The following is a 19,762-nucleotide window of genomic DNA, read 5'->3' as shown; positions in this document are numbered from 1 at the left end:
GAAGCAATGTATATGAAACATATAGAGAGCGGTACACGTACTGAAGGAGAATATATTAAAAATAAAGTTATTCAATATAATATGTCCATCTTAACAGATGAGGCAAGACAGCCGATGGAAGAAGTAAGCCTCGTAGTAAAAAATGAAGAAGGAAAAATTTTTGGTGGTGTAACAGGTACGATGTATTTTTATCACCTTCATATCGACTTTTTATGGGTTGATGAATCAGTCCGTCATGACGGTTATGGCAGTCAACTGTTACATAAAATTGAAGGTATTGCGAAGGAAAAAGGGTGTAGATTAATATTGCTAGATTCATTTAGTTTCCAAGCACCAGAATTTTATAAAAAGCATGGTTACAGGGAGTATGGTGTCGTTGAAGATCACCCGAAAGGTCATAGTCAGCACTTTTTTGAAAAGAGATTATAAAGTGAAACTTTAATCAGTGGGGTCTTACTGCCCGTTAATGCGGGATAATAATATTATGTTTACTGGTTGATGGGAGAAAGAATATGTACACGTATAAATTGCAACAAGAACAACCAATCTGTGCAGAAAAAATAAAGAAGCTTTATGATTCTGTCGGTTGGTGGCCAGAAAGAAAAGAAGTCGATATTGAAAAAATGTTAAAGAATAGTATAGCCATTGGAGTATGGGAAGAAAATGAATTAGTTGGATTTGCTAGAGTCGTTTCTGATGGTGTTTTTCGAGCATACATTGAAGATGTTGTCGTACATGAGAGTGTAAGAAATAAAGGTATTGGAGAGAAGATGCTAACAATATTACTTCGAGAAATATCTCATATTGATATTGTTAGTCTATTTTGCGGAGAGAAGCTAATAAAGTTTTATGGTGAGCAACAATTTCAAACAACGAAGCAAATTGTGATGCATCGTAATCAAACAGGGAAAGAATAAGAGGTGCCAATTAAAATGAATGCAACAAGAGCGTACTGTTTATCGAAAAGAAAAGCGACAGAAGATTCTCCAGATGGTTGGAGTGCAACATGTATGAGGCTTAATAATAAAATATTTGCGATAGTAAATCATGAAGAAGGCGAAAAAGCTGCGATTACATTGAAGTGTGATCCAGAAGTCGCATTAAGAATAAGAGAAGATTATCCAGAAACAATTATTCCAGGGTATCATATGAATAAAAAACATTGGAATACCGTTTATATTCATAAGGATATAGAGCAGGAGCAAATAAATAAAATGATTGATTGGTCGTATGATTTAGTACTAGAATCATTTTCAAAGAAAAAGCAGCAGGAGTTAATGAATTAAAATGCATTAGGAGTGTGTGTAATGAAAGATTCGATTAAAGATACGTATGATAAATTAGCGAGTACATATAAAGAAAATCTAGATTTCGCAAATCCATATAACAGTTATTATGAAAGACCGGCGATGATGGAGCTTATTTCAAAGGAACTAGAAGGAAAAAAGATACTAGATGCTGGATGTGCAGCTGGATGGTATACTTCTCAATTCATAGGAAGAGGAGCAAATGTTACAGCAATTGACGTAAGTCCTGAAATGGTAAAAGCAGCAAAAGAATATATAGGAGAAGAAGCAACGTTCCTTTGTCATGATCTGCAAGAAACATTGCCATTTGAAGATAATACGTATGATGTGATTGTAAGTTCGTTAACTCTTCATTACTTAGAAAATTGGAATCAAGTATTTCAAGAATTTCGTCGCGTATTGAAGCCGGGTGGAGAACTTATATATTCTATCCATCATCCTTTTATGGATTTCACAAAGTTTCCATGTGAAAGTTATTTTGAAAAACAGCTATTAATAGATACTTGGGTTAAACCGAACATTACAATTGAAGTCGAATTTTTCAGAAGGTCACTACAAGACATAATAAATGAAACTACAAATTATTTTGTATTAGAAGAGATAGTGGAACCGAAGGCAGTTGAAAAGATGAAAGAAGTAGACGAAAAATCATATTACTATTTAAATACGAATCCACATTTTCTTATCATAAAAGCAACTAATAAATAGCTAGTAAAATAACTTTATTTTACTAGCTATTTACAGTTATACATTATATATTAGGAGACTTTAAAATGAATACGAAACGAAATAGAGTATTATATGCACTATTTACTATAGTTGTTATTATTTTAGGTCTTAGCTCAAGAAAGTTTTCTTTTGCACTACCACATCTATTAAATGATTACTTAGGCGATGCTTTATGGGCATTAATGATTTTCACTGGCTTTGGATTTTTGTTTCCTAAAACAGAGACGAAGAAATTGGCTTTTATTAGTTTAATGTTTTGCTACGGGATTGAAGTGAGCTAATTGTATCATGCGAAGTGGATAGATAGCATTCGTGCAACGACTTTAGGCGGACTCGTGTTGGGATACGGTTTTTTGTGGAGTGATTTAGTGGCTTATACAATTGGTGTTGGAGTGGGAATACTTTGTGAGTTTATGTTACGGAGGAAATAATCGATTTTAAAAAGGAGCCCTTTATGAAAAAAATAATATTAATTGGTTCTGGTGGTTCAGGAAAATCTACATTAGCAAGGCAGTTAGGGAATAAATTAAATATTAAGGTGCATCATCTTGATGCATTATTTTGGAAACCGAATTGGGAAGGTGTTCCGAGAGAAGAACAAATAACAGTTCAAAATAACTTAATTAAAGATGAGAAATGGATTATTGATGGGAATTATGGCGGGACGATGGGTATAAGACTGAATGCAGCTGATACAATTATCTTCCTTGATATTCATAGAACAATTTGTGTTTATAGGGCTTTTAAAAGAATTGTAAAATACCGAAATAAAACAAGACCAGATATGGGCGCGGGATGTGAAGAAAGATTTGATTTGCAATTTTTTAAATGGATATGGGAATATCCTAATGCTAAACGACCTACAATTTTAAAAGGGTTAGAGCAATTGCCCGAAGAGAAAAAGGTTATTGTTTTAAAATCTCCAAATGAGGTTCGGAAATTTTTAGAGCACATATAATAATAGAATGTAACACAAAAATTCTTTGTAGATCTTACCGATTAGTTTAATAAAACTAATCGTTTTTTATTATGAAAAATTTAACGCTTTTTGAAAATTGTATTTTGTAATGAGTATATGACTATAAGTTCATATAAAATGAACGTTTGGAGGAATAGAAAATGACTAACGATTTAATTCAACTAATCGATTCATTAATGGTCAATATTCCAGCTGGAGAGGTAGTATTAAGAGATGATCGAATAAAAAAAGAATGGCTAGTACAAATTCAACCATTTCTTCTTGCAAAGTATGCTGTAACAATGGAACAATATGATGCTATTACAAATAGTACATTAAATAATTTTGATAAAAATCATAAACCAGTTGTCAATATTTCATGGAACGATGCCATTGCGTTTTGTAATGTACTTTCAAAAAAAGCGGGATTAAAAGAATATTATTCTATTAGTGATGGTGGTCAAATTGTGAAATGTAATTTAGGTTCAAATGGCTACCGATTACCATCTGAGGCGGAGTGGCAATATGCATGTAAAGCAAGTACAACCGGATATGCATACGGGAAACTTCATGATATAGCGTGGTATAATGAAAATTCAAATGGAGAGATTCATGACGTTGGCCAAAAAGAACCGAATGTATGGGGACTTTATGATATGCTAGGGAACGTTTGGGAATGGTGTTATGATTTGTATGATGAAACAGTGTACGGATCATACCGCATTTTTCGTGGTGGTAGTTGGGCTGAAACAGCGAGAGGGTGCGGAGCTACTTGTCGTCGTCGAAGCCATCCTACATTTCATATAGATGATCTCGGTTTTAGACTCGCTAGGTCAATTTAGTAGGAACATGATACGAACAGCTAGGAAAAGAGTATGGAGAGAATCCGTACTTTTCCAACATAGAAATGATTTAACGTAAGGAGTGTTTATTATGGCGCGTGTTTTATTTATTAATGCTGGATCAGAAGGACATATAAATCCAACTTTACAGGTTGTAGATGAATTGATTTCTCGTGGTGAAGAGGTCGTTTATTTTTCAATAGAAGCTTTCAGGGAGCGGATTGAGAAGACAGGTGCTACTGTACGAACGATTGATGATCAAAAATTTATAAAAGCGTTTCTATCTGGAGGCAGAAATTATTTACAGGAAAGAATAAATGGCCTTCTACATACAGCGGATATTGTAATACCTAGCGTTTTAGAACAAATTGAAGGTGAACATTTTGATTACATAATTCATGATTCTATGTTTGGCTGTGGCCATTTAATTGCTCAAATCCTTAAACTTCCAGCCATAAATTCATGCACATCTTTTGCGCAGGATGAAAAATCCTTTGAGAAAATGTTAGGTCATCTATCAAAAAATATCCCAGTAGAAATTTATGATAAAATACAGAATGATTTTCAAAACTTAACGAAGGGAATTGCTGAAAAATATGGTGTTGAAATAAAATCATCGTATGAAGTTTTCTGTAATCCTGCACCCCTTACTATTGTATATACAATTAAGGAGTTCCAGCCTTTTGGTGATACGTTTGATGAAACATATAAATTTGTAGGACCATCTATCTCTGCACAAATGAAAAACAGAGACGTTGATTTTACTTCAATTGAAGAAAAAAGTCCGATTTATATTTCATTAGGTACTGTTTTTAATGAAGCGATTGACTTTTATAAACTGTGTATGAAGGCCTTTGAGAATAGTGAGCATACAATTGTTATGTCTATTGGTAATAAAACAAAAATAAGTGATCTAGGCGAAATTCCTAAAAACTTCATTGTGAAAAACTATGTACCCCAAACTGAGCTGCTTACATATACGAAACTATTTATTACACATGGCGGGATGAACAGTGCGCATGAAGGACTGTATAACGGGGTTCCGCTCGTTGTAATACCGCAAAGTGCAGATCAGCCAGTAGTCGCAAAGCAAGTGGAGAGTCTTGAGGCGGGAGTTCAGTTACATATGAAGGAATTAACTGAAGAGCAACTACGTGAAAATGTGGAACTAATTTTAAATAATCCTTCATATAAAGAAGTTGCTTTGAATTTGAAGGAATCTTTCCAAAAATCAGGTGGATATAAGGAAGCTGTTGATGAAATTTTTATATTTGTAGGTCAGTGAAAAAAATGAAATTCTACATTAGAAAAGCATCTAAATAGGATGCTTTTTATTTAACTTTATAATTCTTATTTTTAATATCTAGTATGGTTAAAACTAAGGCACTGAGAGATATAAGTATAAGAATAAAAGTTAACCAGTTAAATGTATTTTCAATTATGAAGTAAAGATGATAGATAAATATATTCAAATTGTATTTTAAAATGTTAGGACTTAGTTTTACATGTTAGTAATAATTTCACTATTTCTGCACAACTTCTGCACATACTCAGGTAATTTCTATGTCATGATATATTCATAAAGTGAAATATTTCACAAGAAAAATATAATTTCACTGCGGTGTATGCATAATTAACACATACATCGGTACAAGTTTGTCTCTTGTTATTCTTTTACATCAAAGCCCACATTCCACTACAAAGTATAACAAGAAGGAGACATGAACATGAATAATCGATTTTTAAAACAACTACAAAATATGAAAATGAACAAAAAAAGTTTAGGAGCTGTAGCATTAACAGCTGGAATTATTAGTACGACACTTATTCCTCAAAATGCTTATGCGCACGGTTTTGTTGAAAAGCCCGGTAGCCGATCCGCTTTATGTAGTTCAACTTATGGTGCGCTAAATGTAAACTGTGGAAGTGTTATGTATGAACCACAAAGTTTAGAAGCTCCAAAAGGGTTCCCACAAAGTGGTCCAGTAGATGGACAAATTGCTTCAGCAGGCGGAAAATTTGGTGGTATTTTAGATCAACAAACAGCAAATCGTTGGTTTAAAAATACAATCACTGGTGGGGAAAATACATTTACTTGGAAGTATACTGCGCCTCACTTAACGAGTAAGTGGCATTACTATATTACTAAAAAAGGATGGAATCCAAATAAAGCGCTAACAAGAGCAGATTTTGAACCAATTGGAACTGTACAACATGATGGTTCTGCAGCTTCAAATAATTTAACTCATAAAATCAATGTACCTACTGATCGTAGTGGATATCATGTGATTTTAGCAGTATGGGATGTAGCTGATACAGCAAATGCATTCTATAATGTAATTGATGTTAATCTTATTAATGATGTGAAACCAGACATAGAAGCGCCAAGTATTCCAAATGGACTTCAGACGCAAATAGTAACAGCAAATAGTGTAGAACTAACATGGAACGCTTCTACGGATAATGTAGGGGTAAAAGGATATCAAATCTTCCGTAACGGAGAGATGATTGATACAGTAATAGGCACTCATTTTATTGATAAGAAATTACAACCAAGCACAGAATACTCTTATACTGTAAAAGCAATTGACGCAGCTGGCAATGTATCGAAGGAAAGTACAGCGCTTACAGTAAAAACAACAGTTGAGATTCCTGATACAGAAGCACCAACACAACCAAAAGGATTACATAGTATGGGAACGACAGCGTCAAGTGTGGATTTAATGTGGAGTCCATCTGACGATAATATTGGTGTAGACCATTACGATATTTATAGAGAAACAGAAGGATCAATGAAAAAGATTGCAACATCCAATACAACTTCTTATATGGATAAAAATCTGCTCGCTAATACTACTTATAAATATGTAGTAAAAGCTGTTGATGTAGCTGGAAATGAATCCGTACAGAGTGATATATTCACAATTACTACAAAAACCGAAAGCGCTTCATATGAAGCGTGGGATGCAAAAAAAGCATATAAAAAGGGAGATAGAGTTCTACACGAAGGAAAAGTATATGAAGCAGTCCAGAGTTATCAAGGAAATGGTGATCCGAACTGGATTTATGCATTATCATTATGGAAAACAGTGTAAGCTTTACCTAAATATGAACTAAGAGATGATGGGCTTTGATTTCAAAAGAGAATCTTGAGAATTCACTTTTCTATTAATAATAAAGGGTAGTGTATGAATGCATAAGATTCATACACTACCCTTTTTATTATGATAACATTTTCGTCATAAGTATATGCGGAATGCCATCTTCCATAAATATATCAGAAGAAGTTTCATAACCTAATTTTTTATAAAATCCTTCAGCTTGTGTTTGCCCGTGTAGTTTCACTTTTTTAGCTTGTTCGTTACGAGCAATTTCTTCTAACGTTTGAATGATAACTTTACCTAATCCGTATGTACGATAATCTTTTAAAATGCAAATACGTTCTAATTTTCCGACGCCATCAACAAATCGTATACGCCCTGTACCTACAGGAAGCTCATTATAATAAACTAAAATATGTTTACATTGCTCTCCGATTTCATCGAATGTATCGAATTCATCTGCAAGAGGGACACCTTGTTCTTTTACAAATACTTCTTTTCGAATATGAAAGGCAGTTTCTAAAACAGCAAGTTCTGTTATAAGTTTGGATTGCAAAATGTTCAGTCCTTTCTAGTGTAATCAGCTTGTGTTTTCATAGTATATCATAATAAAGCGCTATTAAGAGAAGAACATACTAAAAAGCCAACTTTAAAAAGTTAGCTTTTATTACAATTCCTTTATCCCATTTTTAGCGCCGATAATTACTTTACTCGTCATACTTATAAACAACCCTGTTTCAACTACACCAGTAATCATTTTTAATTGAGTGTGTAAATGGGCAGGATTAGAAATATGATTAGGGAATATACAATCGATAATCATGTTATTGTTATCGGTTATATAGGTTTCATTATTTTTCAAACGTAATGTTGTTTGACATCCTAAAGACTGAATTTTATTTTCGGTTTGTTTCCATGAAAAAGGGATGATTTCAATAGGTAATGGAAAAGTACCTAAATGTGTTACAAGTTTCGATTCATCAGCAATGATAATTAGTTCTTTAGAGGAAGAGGCAACGATTTTTTCGCGAAGTAATGCACCGCCACCGCCTTTTATAAGTTGTAAATTTGAATCAATTTCATCCGCTCCATCAATTGTAAGATCTAGACTTTGTACGTCGTTTAACGAAATTAGGGGGATATTTAGTTGATGTGCTAATGCTTCAGTTTCTTTTGATGTCGGTACAGCTTGAAATGATAATCCTTCTTTTACACGCTCACCTAATTTTTGTATTGTCCAATATACAGTAGAACCTGTACCAAGCCCAATCTTCATGCCATCATTTACAAAGTTAGCGGCATATTCGCCAGCGAGCTGTTTTAAATTCATCGCTTTACTCCGCCGGACGCGGTCCGGCATCAAGACCTGAATTTTCAACTGTAAGTACCGGACGAACGACTATATCTTTATGTACACGCATTTGACAAGATAATCGTAAATGGTCTTCCATCCCTTTTTCCGTCATTGCATGTTTCTCATTCGCACTCGCTTCACAGAAATCACCTGCTAGTATTTCTACTCTACAAGTTGTGCAACGTGCATTCCCGCCACAACGATGAAGAATGTTGACACCGCTATCTTCAATTGCTAATACTAACTTCGTTCCTTCTTTTACATCAAATGTTCCCGCACCTTCAATTGTTAATTTTGGCAAATTTGTTCCTCCTCACGTAAAATTGTACATAACATATTTATGACCGCGAATTATTGAACATAAACATTATTTTTTTATATCCCCGTAACTTTTTTTAATGTTGAATCGTTTATTAAGTAAGCGCTGAAAAGGAGTGGTTATTTTGTGCACAAAAGTAACTCATGTTTTAAAGAACCGTATCGATATGAATCATTCAAATATAAACTTTTTAATTGAACAATATGGAGAGTTAAAAAGATATTGTACTTTTTTAACGAAAAACAAATGGGATGGGGAAGATCTCGCCCAAGAAACAGTGTGTAAAGTGCTTCAAAAATATAGAAATAAAGATATTTGTATGACACTCGTCTATAAAATAGCAAGAAATCGTTGGTTAGATCAGATGAAGTCTAAGTCTGTTCATGAAAAAATAAGAGAACAAATCACTTTTGAAGAACCACATGAGAACATTGCAGATTTGCATGAAATGGTAGGGAAAGTATTGTCTTCATTAAATGTACAGCAATCCGCAATTTTATTATTAAAAGATGTTTTTCAATATAGTATCGCTGATATTGCTAAAGTGTGTTCTGTATCAGAAGGTGCAGTGAAAGCTTCTTTATTTCGGAGTAGAAATAGGCTGAAAACTGTAAGTGAAGAAGGGGTCGAGATAGTCGAATTCACAGATGATATGGAAGTTGTAGTAACGTCTATTCGAGAAGAGAGACCGGAATTATTAACGAAACTGCTTCCGTCAATAGATTTTACTAAGTTACCATCTAAACAGCCAGTCTTATTATTTAATGTGAAACAACCTTCTTCCTACAGTTGTATGCTTTGCGCAGCATAACAAGTATTGGAGGGATTTAAAATGAATGCAATTCCATATGTAGTAGAACAAACAAAATTAGGAGAACGTTCCTATGATATATATTCAAGGTTATTAAAAGACCGCATTATTATTATCGGTTCAGAAATTAATGATCAAGTAGCGAGTAGTGTCGTAGCTCAATTATTATTTTTAGAAGCAGAAGATGCAGAGAAAGATATATTCTTATACATCAATAGCCCCGGCGGTTCAACGACAGCAGGTTTTGCAATATTAGATACGATGAATTTAATTAAACCAGATGTGCAAACGCTGTGCATGGGCTTTGCGGCATCATTTGGTGCATTGCTATTATTATCTGGAGCAAAAGGAAAACGGTTTGCGCTCCCTAACAGTGAAATTATGATTCATCAGCCGCTTGGTGGTGCACAAGGGCAAGCAACAGAAATTGAAATAACTGCGAAAAGAATATTAAAGTTAAAGCATGATATTAATAAAATGATTGCAGAAAAAACAGGCCAACCGATTGAAAGAGTAGCACATGATACAGAAAGAGATTATTTTATGACTGCAGAAGAAGCGAAGGAATATGGGATTGTAGACGATGTTGTTACGAAAAAATAAGATGAAAAAGGCTAGAGGACATATTAATTCTCTAGCCTTTTTATTAATCCTTTACCCATTCATCAACTAATGCTTGATTTTTTTTAATCCATTTTCGCGCAGCTTGTTCAGGATCTTTTGTTTTATTTAACATGACCATTAACGTACCGAGCTGTTCATCGTTCATTTTCCATTTATCAAAGTATTTTATAACATCTGGGTGATCTTTTTCGAAACCTTTACGAACGGAGTAATAAATGTCATCTTTTTCACCATATACTTTCTTAGGGTCTTTTAAATATTTCAAGTCAAATTCTGAAAAACCCCAATGCGGATTCCAAAGCGTAACAGCGATTGGTTTCTTTTTTGTATATGCTTTCTTTAGTTCACTCATCATCGCAGCTTCAGAGGATTGGACAAGTTTTAGTTTTATATCATATTCTTTCATTGCTTTATTCGTTAAATTCATAAGACTACTACCGGGTTCGATACCGACAATTTTATTATCTAGTTCATCTTTATGAGCATTTAAATCTTCGATACTGTTTATGTTTTTCATATAAGAAGGGACGACTAAACCTAGTCCAGTACCTTCGTACCATTTTGATTTTAAGACAATATCATCTTTATAACGATCGTTTAGCGGTTTATCTGTAACTGGTAGCCATACTTCTAAATTCGCATCAACATCGCCACGAGCAACACCAGTCCAAATTGCGGCTTTTTCTAAATACATAAGCTCAACTTTGTAGCCTTTTTCTTCTAATAAAACTTTCCACATGTTTGCAGTTGCAATATTTTCTTTCCAACTTGTTACACCAAGTTTAATTTTTCCTTTCGAATTTGCATTTGTTGCATTACATGAAGTGAAAATCATAGTAATAAATAATGCAAGGCATATAAACCAAATTTTCTTTCGCATCGAAAACCTCCTAAGTAACGTTTGCCTTATAAAATAAATGTATAAGTAAGCATTCTTATTATGAACGGAAACGAGAATTTTAAAGAAATCTTATGAATGTCATTTTTATGTAATATTTCTTTGTAAAATCGCAACACTATGTGAATAGATGGGTAGAAAAGGAGTAGTGACATGGATAATACAAAGGTGCGTGTTGAAAACGTAACAAAAGTATTCGGGAAACATCCGCAAAAAGCCCTTTCCTTATTGAAAGAAGGAAAAAGTAAATCGGAAATTTTAAAGGAGACAGGAATGAACGTTGGTGTGAAAAAAGCAACGTTTGAAGTATACTCTGGAGAAATTTTCGTTATTATGGGTTTGTCTGGTAGCGGGAAATCTACGCTAGTTCGTATGTTAAATCAATTGATTAAACCAACCGCAGGTCATATATACATAGATGGTGAAGACATCGCAACGATGGGAAAAGAAGAGTTACGGAGAGTAAGAAGAACGAAAATGAGTATGGTATTTCAGAAGTTCGCTCTATTTCCGCATCGTACGGTTATACAAAATGTTGCATATGGTTTAGAAATACAAGGAGTTCCGGTTGAAGAGCGAGAGAAAAAAGCGTTAGAATCGCTACAGTTAGTAGGGCTCGATCATCATAAAGATAATTATCCAAGTCAACTTAGTGGTGGTATGCAGCAGCGCGTTGGAATCGCAAGGGCACTAACGAATAATCCAGATGTATTACTAATGGACGAGTCATTTAGTGCATTAGATCCACTTATTCGAAAAGAAATGCAAGATGAATTGTTAGAGTTGCAAGATAAAATGGAAAAAACGATTATATTTATTACGCATGATTTAGATGAAGCGCTTCGAATTGGAGATCGTATCGCATTAATGAAAGATGGAGAAATCGTTCAAATTGGAACGCCAGAAGAAATTATGATGAGCCCCGCTAATGAATTTGTAGAAAAGTTTGTTGCGGACGTGAATTTAGGAAAAGTAATTACGGCGGAGTCTATTTTAAAACGACCAGAAACTTTATTAATTGATCGTGGACCTCGTGTAGCCCTTCAAATTATGAGGAATGCTGGTGTTTCAACTGTATATGTTGTAAACAAAAAGTATGAGTTTTTAGGTATATTAACTGCGGATGATGCGAGTAAGGCAGTACAAAAACAGTGGCCGATTGCTGATTTATTACTTAATGATATTCCGCATGTGTATTTAGATACTTTACTGGAAGAGACGTATGCAAAAATGGCGGAGATGAAATATCCGTTACCAGTAATCGATGAGAAGAAAAGGCTAAGAGGAATTATTAAACGTGAAAGTGTCATTCAAGCTCTTGCAGGAAACATTGAGGAAGAGGTGAAAGACGATGAATAGTATACCGCGTATTCCATTAGGGGAATGGGTAGACTCATTTGTTGCAAGTTTATATGAGCACTTTGAAGGCTTATTCCGAGGATTCTCTTATATTATTGGTGGATTCGTTGATTTACTCACTAATTTTTTAATAATAATTCCTGCCATATTGATGATTATTATCTTATGTTTCCTCATTTGGTACACAACGAGAAAACTATCTTTAGTCATTTTTACGCTTATTGGATTATTATTTATTTTGAATATTAACTACTGGGCACAAACGATGCAAACATTGGCACTCGTACTTACGTCAGTTATTATTTCAATTATTGTCGGAATTCCAATTGGTATATTAGCATCTCAAAATGAACGTTTCTCAAAATTTTTAAAACCAACATTAGATTTTATGCAAACAATGCCTGCATTTGTATACCTTATTCCAGCGATCACATTTTTCGGAGTAGGTGTAGTACCTGGAATTATTGCATCAGTAATCTTTGCAATGCCACCGACAATTCGTTTTACTGACTTAGGAATTAGACAAGTTCCAGAAGATTTAATTGAAGCAGCGAATGCATTTGGATCCACTGCATCACAAAAACTATTTAAAGTACAATTACCACTTGCAACCGGAACGATTATGGCTGGTGTGAACCAAAGTATTATGCTTTCGTTATCGATGGTTGTAACAGCGTCACTTGTAGGAGCTCCTGGACTTGGAGTTGATGTATATCGCTCGGTAACACAAGTTAATATCGGAATGGGATTTGAAGCTGGATTAGCTATCGTAGTAATCGCAATTATATTAGACCGAATTACACAAGGGTTCCATACGAAAAGAAAATAATGACCAAAAAACACACTTTTATACTACAAAGTGTGTTTTTTATTGCATCCAGTTTACATACGAACGATAACAGAACCTCCAGCTGGTGCACAAACTTGGTTTTGCTGTTGTTCCATGGATTTAATTAATTGATTATTTTCTTCGATTAATGAGATTAATTTAGCTAACTGACTTTCAAGGCTAGCGATGCGCTGCATCATATATTGTGAATCATGATGCAATGTATTCCTTACAGGATGGGGGGAATAAACATACTGTTGATTTATATTTGGATTCCAATGAGGATACATTTGAATCGTTCCTCCTTCAATAAATTACGGATCTTTCTTATAGTAAATGCCTATAAATATTTAATGGTTACTTGAAATTTTTTCATTATAAAAGGAGTATGTACAGAAAATGGAAAATATTATATATGAAGTTAAAGTGCATTATTTGAAAAGATTCAAGCGAGATAATGCGTATATTAATACATTTAAGTGAATGCATGTTGTTTAGGGAGAAATAATGGGAGGAGATGCAATTTTGGCTAAAAATAAAAAAAGAAATGATGCTTTGGTAATAGGTGTCGGTATAGGGGTTGTAATCGGTGTATTTCAAGGGCACTTTACAAATAATTTAGTAATCGGAATTGTGATTGGGATTATAATTGGGATTTTGTTTTTGAAGAAATAATGAGGTGTAAATTCATTTCAAAAATTGTTGTATCAAAAGAATGAAAATTCGGAATATGAAACCTGTTTTTCCTTTTTTTGTGCTATTATATATGAAAAGGAAGGTGATGGATATGTCAACAAACAATCAAATAGAACAAAACTGTTTCATTTGCGAAAAACATAAAGGAAATATTATAGTTCCAGGTGGAGCTATTTACGAAGATGAACTCGTTTACGTTGGACATGTCTACTGGGATAGTGAAGAAACATACTTAGGTTATGTAATGATAGATATAAAAAGACATGTACCTGGCCTTGCTGAACTAACAGATGAAGAAGCGAAAGCGTTCGGACTTATAACAAGTAGAGTAAGTAAAGCGCTAAAAGAAAGCGAAGGTGCAGAGCATATTTACACTTTTGTTTCAGGAAATGGTGTACCACATATGCATATGCACATTATTCCACGTTATCCCAATACACCAAAAGAATTTTGGTCACCAACCGAAGTAGCGAAATGGACTGGTGCACCATATGGTGATGAAGAAAAAATAAAAAAACTATGCGAAAGAATACGTAAGTATATGGTAAATGAGTATGCATAAAACAAATAATACACAATATTCATGGGTTGGAAATATAGAAATGTGTTTAGGAGAAATTTCAGTTAAGCAATATGGTGATATTGTACTTGGTAAATATGGCGGGAATATAAGTGCTGGAGCGAAAAAGAATGAAGATGGTGCATTAGTTTGGTCAAATGGTGAATGGGAATTTGCAGCTATATTAGATGGACATAATAGTGCAGAAAGTGTTGATTTAGTAGTAAATACAATCGAAAAAGAATATGAAAATATAAGAGTAATTTTGAATGAGCCAATTGATACAGTATTTCAGTCTGTTGAAAATCATATACTTACAATTTTTCAGTCATCTTCATTTAAGGAAAAGTGCAAAAGAATACAAGGTGAAACAGCTTGCTTACTATGTGTAAGAAAAGAAAATTATATATGGTGGCTTTCTATTGGTGATTGTTTAGTGTATGTATTTCATGAAGAGTTACATAAGTTAGGACAATATGCATTAAATCAACGTCATTTTTACGAATGGATTGGAAATGTAAACACATTTGATTTACCTGTTCCTTGTTATTCATCAGGTATTCGTGAATTACGTACTGGAAAGAACCGAATTGTAATGGTGACAGATGGAGTATTAGAATGCGGGGAACGCCGATTTGAAACGCCAGTAAATCTGTATAATAATATGAATAGAAATAATAAAAAACTTGAAGAAAGTGTTCATCATGTATTAGAGCACGTTCATCATCAATTCGGACGCGATAGTGCGACTATAATTAGTTGGGACGTTGAAAATAAAGAGAGTGCTACGTATCCGAGTGATCAGCCGGAGAAAAGGTAAAGGAGGAGGCCTTTCTGTTTCTTTTGAAACTAATTGTCTTATTGTTATGGATTATAATTTTATTCTTTTTAGAAAAAATTGTGAGGAAGAAGTTAAATATACCGAGACAAACTGGATGGAATAGTAAATATGTCAGCCAATCACATAAATGGGGGCAATGGATTATCATTATTTCTTATGTAGTACTTATGATGATAGGTTCAATTTTGAATCCAATATACATGACTTATATACCAATTTTCTTTTTTATGACGTTGTACATTTTTCAAGGATATATGCAGTGGAAATATGATAGGAAAGCAAAAGAATATATTATTTCGTTTGGAATTGTTCCGTTACTAATAATTACAGGTTTTATTTTGAATGTATTCTATAATACGTATTGGTGATGAATGGTCATACAAATAAAGGGTGAGAAAAATGATAAGACCACGTTTACGTGCTGAAATAATGATTGTAAACGACGAACATTCAAAAGTACTTGTACAATGTGATGAGAATGAATCATTTTACCGTTTTCCAGGTGGCTCTATTGAATTTGGTGAAACGTCAAAAGAAGCAATGATTCGAGAGTTAATAGAAGAATACGATTTGAAAGTTGATGTTCAAGAGTTAGCAATTGTAAATGAACACATTTTTGAGTGGGGCAACGAAAATGGTCATCATTGTACATTGATACATTGGGGGACTGTTGAAAAAATCATTACAAATGAAATAAGGCATAAAGAGCATGAGGATATTATATTAATTTGAAAAAGTCTAGAGGAATTACAGGAGAAGCCGACATATCCTGAAGGCATCATAAGTTATTTAGAAGGGGATAACCGTAATATAGTCCAATTTATTTCAAGTAATTAAATGAAATAATAGGAGGGGTGAAAATGGGAGCTTCTACTTTTTGGATTATAACTATTGTTTTTTGTATAGCTGTCTACTTTCTCGATAAGTTTTTAAGAAAAAAATTTAATATGCCCAAGGGTGGTTTTTGGGGATATAAGAAACATGTAAATAGTTTACATAAAAAATTGGAAATAGGACTACTTTTTATTTATTTAATAACTAGCTTTATATTTATCTTTAAATTTGAAAGTGTTAATATCGCTTATGTCATTTTTTCTTATTTAGGTGGGACGTTAATCTTAAGAGCATTGATGGAATGGAAGTATGATAAAGAATCGAAAGAATATATATTTTCGGTAATTGGGGTATTCACGTTTATTTTTATGACTTCGATACTATTTTACTTCTTTCCACCTGCTGTATAATAAAAATTTGATAGTACAAATAATGAAATAACTAATAAACAAGAAACCATTTACTACTAAATGGTTTCTTGTTTATTTAAGCATTTATTTTAGTTAATATAGATGTAATGAAATTAGTTTTATCCTCTGCATACTTATGTTTATCAGTAGGATTAGCTTGTGAAAGTTGAATCTTTAACTGTTCATACTGCATGCGTGCAGTTTTATTGTCTATTAAGTAATCACGAAATTGTAATTGTTCTATTAAATATGTATTCCCTTGTTCATACATATGAATTTGATGAGTTCTTGGTTCACCTTTATTAAAGTAGTATCTTTCGGGTAATACTTCTTTTCTATATTTATAGTTTAGTAGTTCTAACTTTTTAATACAATGTATACCGTCCGTATAATTTTCTAATTCAATTGCTATATCAATAATTGGCTTTGCACTTAAATATGGAATAGAAGTACTACCAATATGGTGTATCGCTAAAATATGTTCGCCAATTTGTTCCTCAATGATTTGTTTCTCTTTCATAAACTCAATTTCCCATTCTTCAGTCCACGGCACTAAAAACACTTCCCCATACGGTAAACCTAACATTTAATTAGCACCTCTTTCAAAATAGTTTTCAAAAAGTTTATTACATCTTCTTAAAGCTTCTCAAAACAAGGTATTCCCACAATCTCCAAGGAAGAATCTTCTTCGTAAAGATCATAAATTTTACACCTTTTCCAATAGGATATCGTAAAGTAGTACGCTTTTTTTCAGCAATTTCAACGATTTTATTAGCAACATCTATCGGATTACCAAATGTATCACTACCGCTATTAATATGTTTTTGTATTTTATCCATATATTCTTTGTAAGGAGATGTTGTATCAGATTGGTTTTCAGCTAGTTGTTTACCAACCTCCCATATATTTGTGTTGTAAGAACCAGGTTCAATTAAAGCGACATCTATTCCGAAAGGTTTTAATTCTAAGCGAAGCGATTCACTCCAGCCTTCTAATGCATATTTTGAAGATACATAAGGAGATAAACCAGGAAATCCAACTTGGCCGCTAATGCTGCTTATATTAATGATTTTTCCGCTTCTTTGTTCTCTCATATATGGTAAAACAAGCTGAGTGATTGATATAGCTCCAAAAAGGTTCGTTTCAAATTGCTTTCGATATTCGTCTACTGGGATTTCTTCTACAAAGCCCCCATTTGCATATCCTGCATTATTTATAAGGAGATCTATTCTATTAATTTCTTTTAAAAACAATTGGAAATTATGTATAGAATTTTGATCTGTTACATCTAATTGTTGAACTTTTATATTGTGCTGTAAGTTAAGTTGAGTAACTTGGGATAGTAAGGTTCCTTGTTTTTCAAGGTTTCGCATTGTAGCGATAACTAAATAATCTTTTTTTGCGAGTTCGAGTGTAGTTAATAGTCCAAATCCACTTGAGGCTCCAGTAACTATTGCGATTTTTTTATTCATTTTTCGCCAGCTTTCTTTTTCTTTTATCATAACGAGTTATGATAAGAAAATCTATTATTCTTACATTCAGTATGAAATGAATTTGTATGTAAAAAAGGAGATTATAGGGAATCAGCGTATATAGAGTAGTGTATATTAATATGATAATGAAATGAGGGAAGAAAAATGGTCCATGTAAAAGCTGTATTAGCAGATCAGCTATTAGCGAATGCAAATGATCCCAGTTGGTATATGCCATTTTCAGATGCAGTTAAGGATTTATCTGAGAGGGAAGCTTTCTGGAAACCGAATGAAGAGAGTAATAGTATAGCTGAAATCGTACAACATTTACTGTATTGGAACTCTACGTGGCAAACTAGGTATAAAGAATCAAATGTGAATGCAGTACCCGCTATAGGAGATAATAACAAAAGTTTTATGCTCTCAGATAATCAAACTTTCGATGAATTACGGGAAAAACTACTAGAAAAACTGTTACAATGGCAAAATCTCATAAATGAAGAAAAGGTTGAAAGTGATGTAGTGGGATTTCCTGTTTCTGCAAAGTGGTGGGAAGTGCTAGCGAATGTAACAACTCATAATGCATATCATATTGGTCAAATTATTTACATCCGAAAATTACAGAAGAGCTTTGATAATGAATAAAGTAACAATTCTCTTATTAAGGGAACAAAAGTGGACAAAACGAGACAAACGTCTCATTTTGTCCACTTTTTTATTGTTAAAAGATAGAGAAAACCTATTAAAACAAGGATTCGAAATTGGCACAATACTTGCAATATAAAAGACGAACAAGAAAATAGGAGGGCTGGACATGTTAAAAACAACTGAAAGTAAAGGGAATGAAATTACGAAAGAACAAGCTCGTTGGATGTACGAAAAAATGTTAGAAATTCGTAAGTTTGAAGATAAGGTGCATGAATTGTTCGCGCAAGGCGTTTTGCCAGGTTTCGTTCATTTATACGCAGGTGAAGAAGCGGTAGCAGTTGGTGTATGTGCCCACTTAACGGATAGTGACAGTATTACAAGTACACATAGAGGTCATGGACATTGTATCGCAAAAGGTTGTGATTTAAATGGTATGATGGCTGAACTTTTCGGGAAAGCGACAGGATTATGTAAAGGAAAAGGCGGTTCCATGCATATTGCCGATTTAGATAAAGGAATGCTAGGTGCGAATGGCATTGTAGGCGGCGGTTTCCCACTTGCTTGCGGTTCAGCATTAACAGCTAAATATAAAGGAACAAAAGATGTAAGTGTTTGCTTCTTCGGTGACGGAGCAAATAATGAAGGAACATTCCATGAAGGGGTTAATTTAGCGGCGATTTGGAAGTTACCAGTTATTTTTATTGCAGAAAATAACGGTTACGGTGAAGCAACTACATTTGAATATGCTTCAAGTTGTGATTCTATCGCTGATCGCGCAAAAGCTTATAATATTCCAGGTGTTCAAGTAGATGGAAAAGATCTTCTAGCTGTATATAAAGCTGCTGCAGAAGCAGTGGAACGTGCGCGTAATGGGGATGGTCCAACAATTATTGAATGTATGACATATCGTAATTATGGTCATTTCGAAGGTGAAGCGCAAACATATAAAACATCAGAAGAAAAAGAAGAACATTTAAATGAAAAAGATGCAATTGTGAATTTCCGTAAGCATTTAATTCATGAAGGTTTATTAACGGAATCTGAACTTGTTGATATGGAAAAAGCAGTAGATGATGCAGTACAAAGATCCATTGAATTTAGTGAAAATAGTCCATACCCAGACGATGAAGAATTATTAAAAGATGTATACGTTTCTTACAAATAAGAGGAG

General features: G+C 33.6%; 27 protein-coding genes and 2 pseudogenes. 22 read left to right on the top strand and 7 right to left on the bottom strand.

Features of this window, described 5'->3' with window-relative positions; all coding sequences use genetic code 11:
- Positions 1–12 precede the first annotated feature (12 nt).
- From IBT51_RS12320 to IBT51_RS12280, 9 genes and pseudogenes are all read left to right on the top strand, one after another.
- Positions 13–429, top strand: a complete 417-nt coding sequence (locus IBT51_RS12320) for a GNAT family N-acetyltransferase (RefSeq protein ID WP_023522173.1) — start codon at positions 13–15, stop codon at positions 427–429.
- Between the two features lie 83 nt (positions 430–512).
- Positions 513–917: a GNAT family N-acetyltransferase gene (locus tag IBT51_RS12315; RefSeq protein ID WP_023522172.1), complete on the top strand. Its 405-nt coding sequence runs from the start codon at positions 513–515 to the stop codon at positions 915–917.
- 15 nt (positions 918–932) lie between these two features.
- Entirely contained in the window at positions 933–1,286 is a 354-nt protein-coding gene (locus tag IBT51_RS12310) for an MmcQ/YjbR family DNA-binding protein (protein ID WP_069355741.1), read from the top strand.
- Between the two features lie 21 nt (positions 1,287–1,307).
- Positions 1,308–2,015 (top strand): class I SAM-dependent methyltransferase, encoded by a 708-nt coding sequence (locus IBT51_RS12305; protein ID WP_000655266.1) that lies wholly within the window; start codon positions 1,308–1,310, stop codon positions 2,013–2,015.
- Positions 2,016–2,080: 65 nt separating this feature from the next.
- Positions 2,081–2,467: pseudogene (locus tag IBT51_RS12300) on the top strand (ribosomal maturation YjgA family protein).
- A 23-nt stretch (positions 2,468–2,490) separates the two neighbouring features.
- Positions 2,491–2,994, top strand: a complete 504-nt coding sequence (locus tag IBT51_RS12295) for a DNA topology modulation protein (RefSeq protein ID WP_000720562.1) — start codon at positions 2,491–2,493, stop codon at positions 2,992–2,994.
- Between the two features lie 161 nt (positions 2,995–3,155).
- Positions 3,156–3,836 carry a formylglycine-generating enzyme family protein gene (locus IBT51_RS12290; protein ID WP_069355740.1) on the top strand — a complete coding sequence of 227 codons (681 nt, stop codon included), beginning with the start codon at positions 3,156–3,158 and terminating at the stop codon, positions 3,834–3,836.
- 91 nt (positions 3,837–3,927) lie between these two features.
- Entirely contained in the window at positions 3,928–5,121 is a 1,194-nt protein-coding gene (locus IBT51_RS12285) for a macrolide family glycosyltransferase (protein WP_069355739.1), read from the top strand.
- A 442-nt stretch (positions 5,122–5,563) separates the two neighbouring features.
- Complete coding sequence (locus tag IBT51_RS12280) at positions 5,564–6,931, top strand: lytic polysaccharide monooxygenase (RefSeq protein WP_161114674.1); 1,368 nt, start codon at positions 5,564–5,566, stop codon at positions 6,929–6,931.
- 127 nt (positions 6,932–7,058) lie between these two features.
- Here the strand turns inward: IBT51_RS12280 and IBT51_RS12275 are convergent, their stop codons facing one another.
- The 3 genes from IBT51_RS12275 to IBT51_RS12265 all read right to left on the bottom strand — a co-directional run bounded on the left by IBT51_RS12275 (position 7,059) and on the right by IBT51_RS12265 (position 8,592).
- Positions 7,059–7,493 carry a GNAT family N-acetyltransferase gene (locus IBT51_RS12275; RefSeq protein ID WP_069355738.1) on the bottom strand — a complete coding sequence of 145 codons (435 nt, stop codon included), beginning with the start codon at positions 7,491–7,493 and terminating at the stop codon, positions 7,059–7,061.
- Positions 7,494–7,604: 111 nt separating this feature from the next.
- Positions 7,605–8,267 (bottom strand): ribose 5-phosphate isomerase A, encoded by a 663-nt coding sequence (gene rpiA / locus IBT51_RS12270; RefSeq protein WP_001049982.1) that lies wholly within the window; start codon positions 8,265–8,267, stop codon positions 7,605–7,607.
- Positions 8,268–8,271: 4 nt separating this feature from the next.
- Positions 8,272–8,592, bottom strand: coding sequence for a 2Fe-2S iron-sulfur cluster-binding protein (locus tag IBT51_RS12265; RefSeq protein ID WP_200458269.1), 321 nt, complete (start codon positions 8,590–8,592; stop codon positions 8,272–8,274).
- A 142-nt stretch (positions 8,593–8,734) separates the two neighbouring features.
- Between IBT51_RS12265 and IBT51_RS12260 the strand changes: the two genes are divergently transcribed.
- Both IBT51_RS12260 and clpP read left to right on the top strand, forming a co-directional pair.
- Positions 8,735–9,421: an RNA polymerase subunit sigma-70 gene (locus IBT51_RS12260; protein ID WP_000337521.1), complete on the top strand. Its 687-nt coding sequence runs from the start codon at positions 8,735–8,737 to the stop codon at positions 9,419–9,421.
- A 21-nt stretch (positions 9,422–9,442) separates the two neighbouring features.
- Complete coding sequence (clpP, locus tag IBT51_RS12255; protein ID WP_000991612.1) at positions 9,443–10,024, top strand: ATP-dependent Clp endopeptidase proteolytic subunit ClpP; 582 nt, start codon at positions 9,443–9,445, stop codon at positions 10,022–10,024.
- A 43-nt stretch (positions 10,025–10,067) separates the two neighbouring features.
- Here clpP and IBT51_RS12250 read toward each other — a convergent pair whose 3' ends face one another.
- On the bottom strand, positions 10,068–10,925 hold the full coding sequence (locus IBT51_RS12250) for a glycine betaine ABC transporter substrate-binding protein (protein WP_069355737.1): 858 nt from the start codon (positions 10,923–10,925) through the stop codon (positions 10,068–10,070).
- A gap of 171 nt (positions 10,926–11,096) precedes the next feature.
- On the opposite strand from IBT51_RS12250, the gene IBT51_RS12245 reads away from it, so the two are divergent.
- Entirely contained in the window at positions 11,097–12,302 is a 1,206-nt protein-coding gene (locus tag IBT51_RS12245) for a quaternary amine ABC transporter ATP-binding protein (protein ID WP_000370603.1), read from the top strand.
- The gene (locus tag IBT51_RS12240) at positions 12,295–13,131 is read left to right on the top strand and encodes an ABC transporter permease (RefSeq protein ID WP_001084752.1); all 837 of its coding nucleotides are present in this window, start codon (positions 12,295–12,297) and stop codon (positions 13,129–13,131) included. Before IBT51_RS12245 ends, IBT51_RS12240 begins: the two co-directional genes overlap by 8 nt.
- 53 nt (positions 13,132–13,184) lie before the next feature.
- Here IBT51_RS12240 and IBT51_RS12235 read toward each other — a convergent pair whose 3' ends face one another.
- Positions 13,185–13,421: a hypothetical protein gene (locus IBT51_RS12235; RefSeq protein ID WP_053564245.1), complete on the bottom strand. Its 237-nt coding sequence runs from the start codon at positions 13,419–13,421 to the stop codon at positions 13,185–13,187.
- Positions 13,422–13,638: 217 nt separating this feature from the next.
- Here IBT51_RS12235 and IBT51_RS12230 point away from each other — a divergent pair, with 217 nt between their 5' ends.
- From IBT51_RS12230 to IBT51_RS12205, 6 genes and pseudogenes are all read left to right on the top strand, one after another.
- Positions 13,639–13,806, top strand: coding sequence for a glycine zipper domain-containing protein (locus tag IBT51_RS12230; RefSeq protein WP_071732122.1), 168 nt, complete (start codon positions 13,639–13,641; stop codon positions 13,804–13,806).
- A 91-nt stretch (positions 13,807–13,897) separates the two neighbouring features.
- Entirely contained in the window at positions 13,898–14,389 is a 492-nt protein-coding gene (locus tag IBT51_RS12225; RefSeq protein ID WP_176545646.1) for an HIT family protein, read from the top strand.
- Complete coding sequence (locus IBT51_RS12220; protein ID WP_141544875.1) at positions 14,382–15,206, top strand: PP2C family serine/threonine-protein phosphatase; 825 nt, start codon at positions 14,382–14,384, stop codon at positions 15,204–15,206. Before IBT51_RS12225 ends, IBT51_RS12220 begins: the two co-directional genes overlap by 8 nt.
- Before the next feature lie 23 nt (positions 15,207–15,229).
- The gene (locus tag IBT51_RS12215) at positions 15,230–15,595 is read left to right on the top strand and encodes a DUF4181 domain-containing protein (protein WP_000767735.1); all 366 of its coding nucleotides are present in this window, start codon (positions 15,230–15,232) and stop codon (positions 15,593–15,595) included.
- Between the two features lie 31 nt (positions 15,596–15,626).
- Positions 15,627–16,064 (top strand): annotated as a pseudogene (locus IBT51_RS12210) (NUDIX domain-containing protein).
- A gap of 23 nt (positions 16,065–16,087) precedes the next feature.
- Positions 16,088–16,471, top strand: a complete 384-nt coding sequence (locus tag IBT51_RS12205) for a DUF4181 domain-containing protein (protein WP_069355735.1) — start codon at positions 16,088–16,090, stop codon at positions 16,469–16,471.
- Positions 16,472–16,547: 76 nt separating this feature from the next.
- On the opposite strand, the gene IBT51_RS12200 is transcribed toward IBT51_RS12205, so the two are convergent.
- Together IBT51_RS12200 and IBT51_RS12195 are read right to left on the bottom strand one after the other, a co-directional pair.
- Positions 16,548–17,057 carry a GrpB family protein gene (locus tag IBT51_RS12200; RefSeq protein WP_000901177.1) on the bottom strand — a complete coding sequence of 170 codons (510 nt, stop codon included), beginning with the start codon at positions 17,055–17,057 and terminating at the stop codon, positions 16,548–16,550.
- A 40-nt stretch (positions 17,058–17,097) separates the two neighbouring features.
- Positions 17,098–17,943 (bottom strand): oxidoreductase, encoded by an 846-nt coding sequence (locus tag IBT51_RS12195; protein ID WP_069355733.1) that lies wholly within the window; start codon positions 17,941–17,943, stop codon positions 17,098–17,100.
- Between the two features lie 165 nt (positions 17,944–18,108).
- Between IBT51_RS12195 and IBT51_RS12190 the strand changes: the two genes are divergently transcribed.
- The 3 genes from IBT51_RS12190 to acoA are packed head-to-tail and all read left to right on the top strand — an operon-like array spanning position 18,109 to position 19,756.
- Positions 18,109–18,588 carry a DinB family protein gene (locus tag IBT51_RS12190; RefSeq protein ID WP_000233778.1) on the top strand — a complete coding sequence of 160 codons (480 nt, stop codon included), beginning with the start codon at positions 18,109–18,111 and terminating at the stop codon, positions 18,586–18,588.
- Positions 18,581–18,727, top strand: coding sequence for a hypothetical protein (locus IBT51_RS12185; RefSeq protein ID WP_162900592.1), 147 nt, complete (start codon positions 18,581–18,583; stop codon positions 18,725–18,727). The genes IBT51_RS12190 and IBT51_RS12185 overlap by 8 nt, the downstream gene beginning before the upstream one ends.
- A gap of 30 nt (positions 18,728–18,757) precedes the next feature.
- Positions 18,758–19,756 (top strand): acetoin:2,6-dichlorophenolindophenol oxidoreductase subunit alpha, encoded by a 999-nt coding sequence (acoA, locus tag IBT51_RS12180; RefSeq protein WP_000921275.1) that lies wholly within the window; start codon positions 18,758–18,760, stop codon positions 19,754–19,756.
- Positions 19,757–19,762 lie beyond the last annotated feature (6 nt).

Source organism: Bacillus sp. S71 (assembly GCF_016625265.1).
Taxonomy (GTDB): domain Bacteria; phylum Bacillota; class Bacilli; order Bacillales; family Bacillaceae_G; genus Bacillus_A; species Bacillus_A cereus.
The sequence above is the reverse complement of the archived record's forward strand: the minus strand, read 5'-3'. Positions and strand labels throughout refer to the sequence as shown.

Bases quoted from the DNA above. Each gene is read 5' to 3' on its own strand.
- IBT51_RS12235 (WP_053564245.1), bottom strand. From the start codon at position 13,421: ATGTATCCTCATTGGAATCCAAATATAAATCAACAGTATGTTTATTCC.
- IBT51_RS12225 (WP_176545646.1), top strand. From the start codon at position 13,898: ATGAAAAGGAAGGTGATGGATATGTCAACAAACAATCAAATAGAACAA.
- IBT51_RS12295 (WP_000720562.1), top strand. From the start codon at position 2,491: ATGAAAAAAATAATATTAATTGGTTCTGGTGGTTCAGGAAAATCTACA.
- IBT51_RS12200 (WP_000901177.1), bottom strand. From the start codon at position 17,057: ATGTTAGGTTTACCGTATGGGGAAGTGTTTTTAGTGCCGTGGACTGAA.
- acoA (WP_000921275.1), top strand. From the start codon at position 18,758: ATGTTAAAAACAACTGAAAGTAAAGGGAATGAAATTACGAAAGAACAA.
- IBT51_RS12290 (WP_069355740.1), top strand. From the start codon at position 3,156: ATGACTAACGATTTAATTCAACTAATCGATTCATTAATGGTCAATATT.
- IBT51_RS12240 (WP_001084752.1), top strand. From the start codon at position 12,295: ATGAATAGTATACCGCGTATTCCATTAGGGGAATGGGTAGACTCATTT.
- IBT51_RS12245 (WP_000370603.1), top strand. From the start codon at position 11,097: ATGGATAATACAAAGGTGCGTGTTGAAAACGTAACAAAAGTATTCGGG.
- IBT51_RS12220 (WP_141544875.1), top strand. From the start codon at position 14,382: ATGCATAAAACAAATAATACACAATATTCATGGGTTGGAAATATAGAA.
- IBT51_RS12315 (WP_023522172.1), top strand. From the start codon at position 513: ATGTACACGTATAAATTGCAACAAGAACAACCAATCTGTGCAGAAAAA.
- IBT51_RS12230 (WP_071732122.1), top strand. From the start codon at position 13,639: ATGGGAGGAGATGCAATTTTGGCTAAAAATAAAAAAAGAAATGATGCT.
- IBT51_RS12190 (WP_000233778.1), top strand. From the start codon at position 18,109: ATGGTCCATGTAAAAGCTGTATTAGCAGATCAGCTATTAGCGAATGCA.
- IBT51_RS12195 (WP_069355733.1), bottom strand. From the start codon at position 17,943: ATGAATAAAAAAATCGCAATAGTTACTGGAGCCTCAAGTGGATTTGGA.
- clpP (WP_000991612.1), top strand. From the start codon at position 9,443: ATGAATGCAATTCCATATGTAGTAGAACAAACAAAATTAGGAGAACGT.
- IBT51_RS12185 (WP_162900592.1), top strand. From the start codon at position 18,581: ATGAATAAAGTAACAATTCTCTTATTAAGGGAACAAAAGTGGACAAAA.
- IBT51_RS12320 (WP_023522173.1), top strand. From the start codon at position 13: ATGAAACATATAGAGAGCGGTACACGTACTGAAGGAGAATATATTAAA.
- IBT51_RS12305 (WP_000655266.1), top strand. From the start codon at position 1,308: ATGAAAGATTCGATTAAAGATACGTATGATAAATTAGCGAGTACATAT.
- IBT51_RS12280 (WP_161114674.1), top strand. From the start codon at position 5,564: ATGAATAATCGATTTTTAAAACAACTACAAAATATGAAAATGAACAAA.
- IBT51_RS12310 (WP_069355741.1), top strand. From the start codon at position 933: ATGAATGCAACAAGAGCGTACTGTTTATCGAAAAGAAAAGCGACAGAA.
- IBT51_RS12285 (WP_069355739.1), top strand. From the start codon at position 3,928: ATGGCGCGTGTTTTATTTATTAATGCTGGATCAGAAGGACATATAAAT.
- IBT51_RS12205 (WP_069355735.1), top strand. From the start codon at position 16,088: ATGGGAGCTTCTACTTTTTGGATTATAACTATTGTTTTTTGTATAGCT.
- rpiA (WP_001049982.1), bottom strand. From the start codon at position 8,267: ATGAATTTAAAACAGCTCGCTGGCGAATATGCCGCTAACTTTGTAAAT.
- IBT51_RS12250 (WP_069355737.1), bottom strand. From the start codon at position 10,925: ATGCGAAAGAAAATTTGGTTTATATGCCTTGCATTATTTATTACTATG.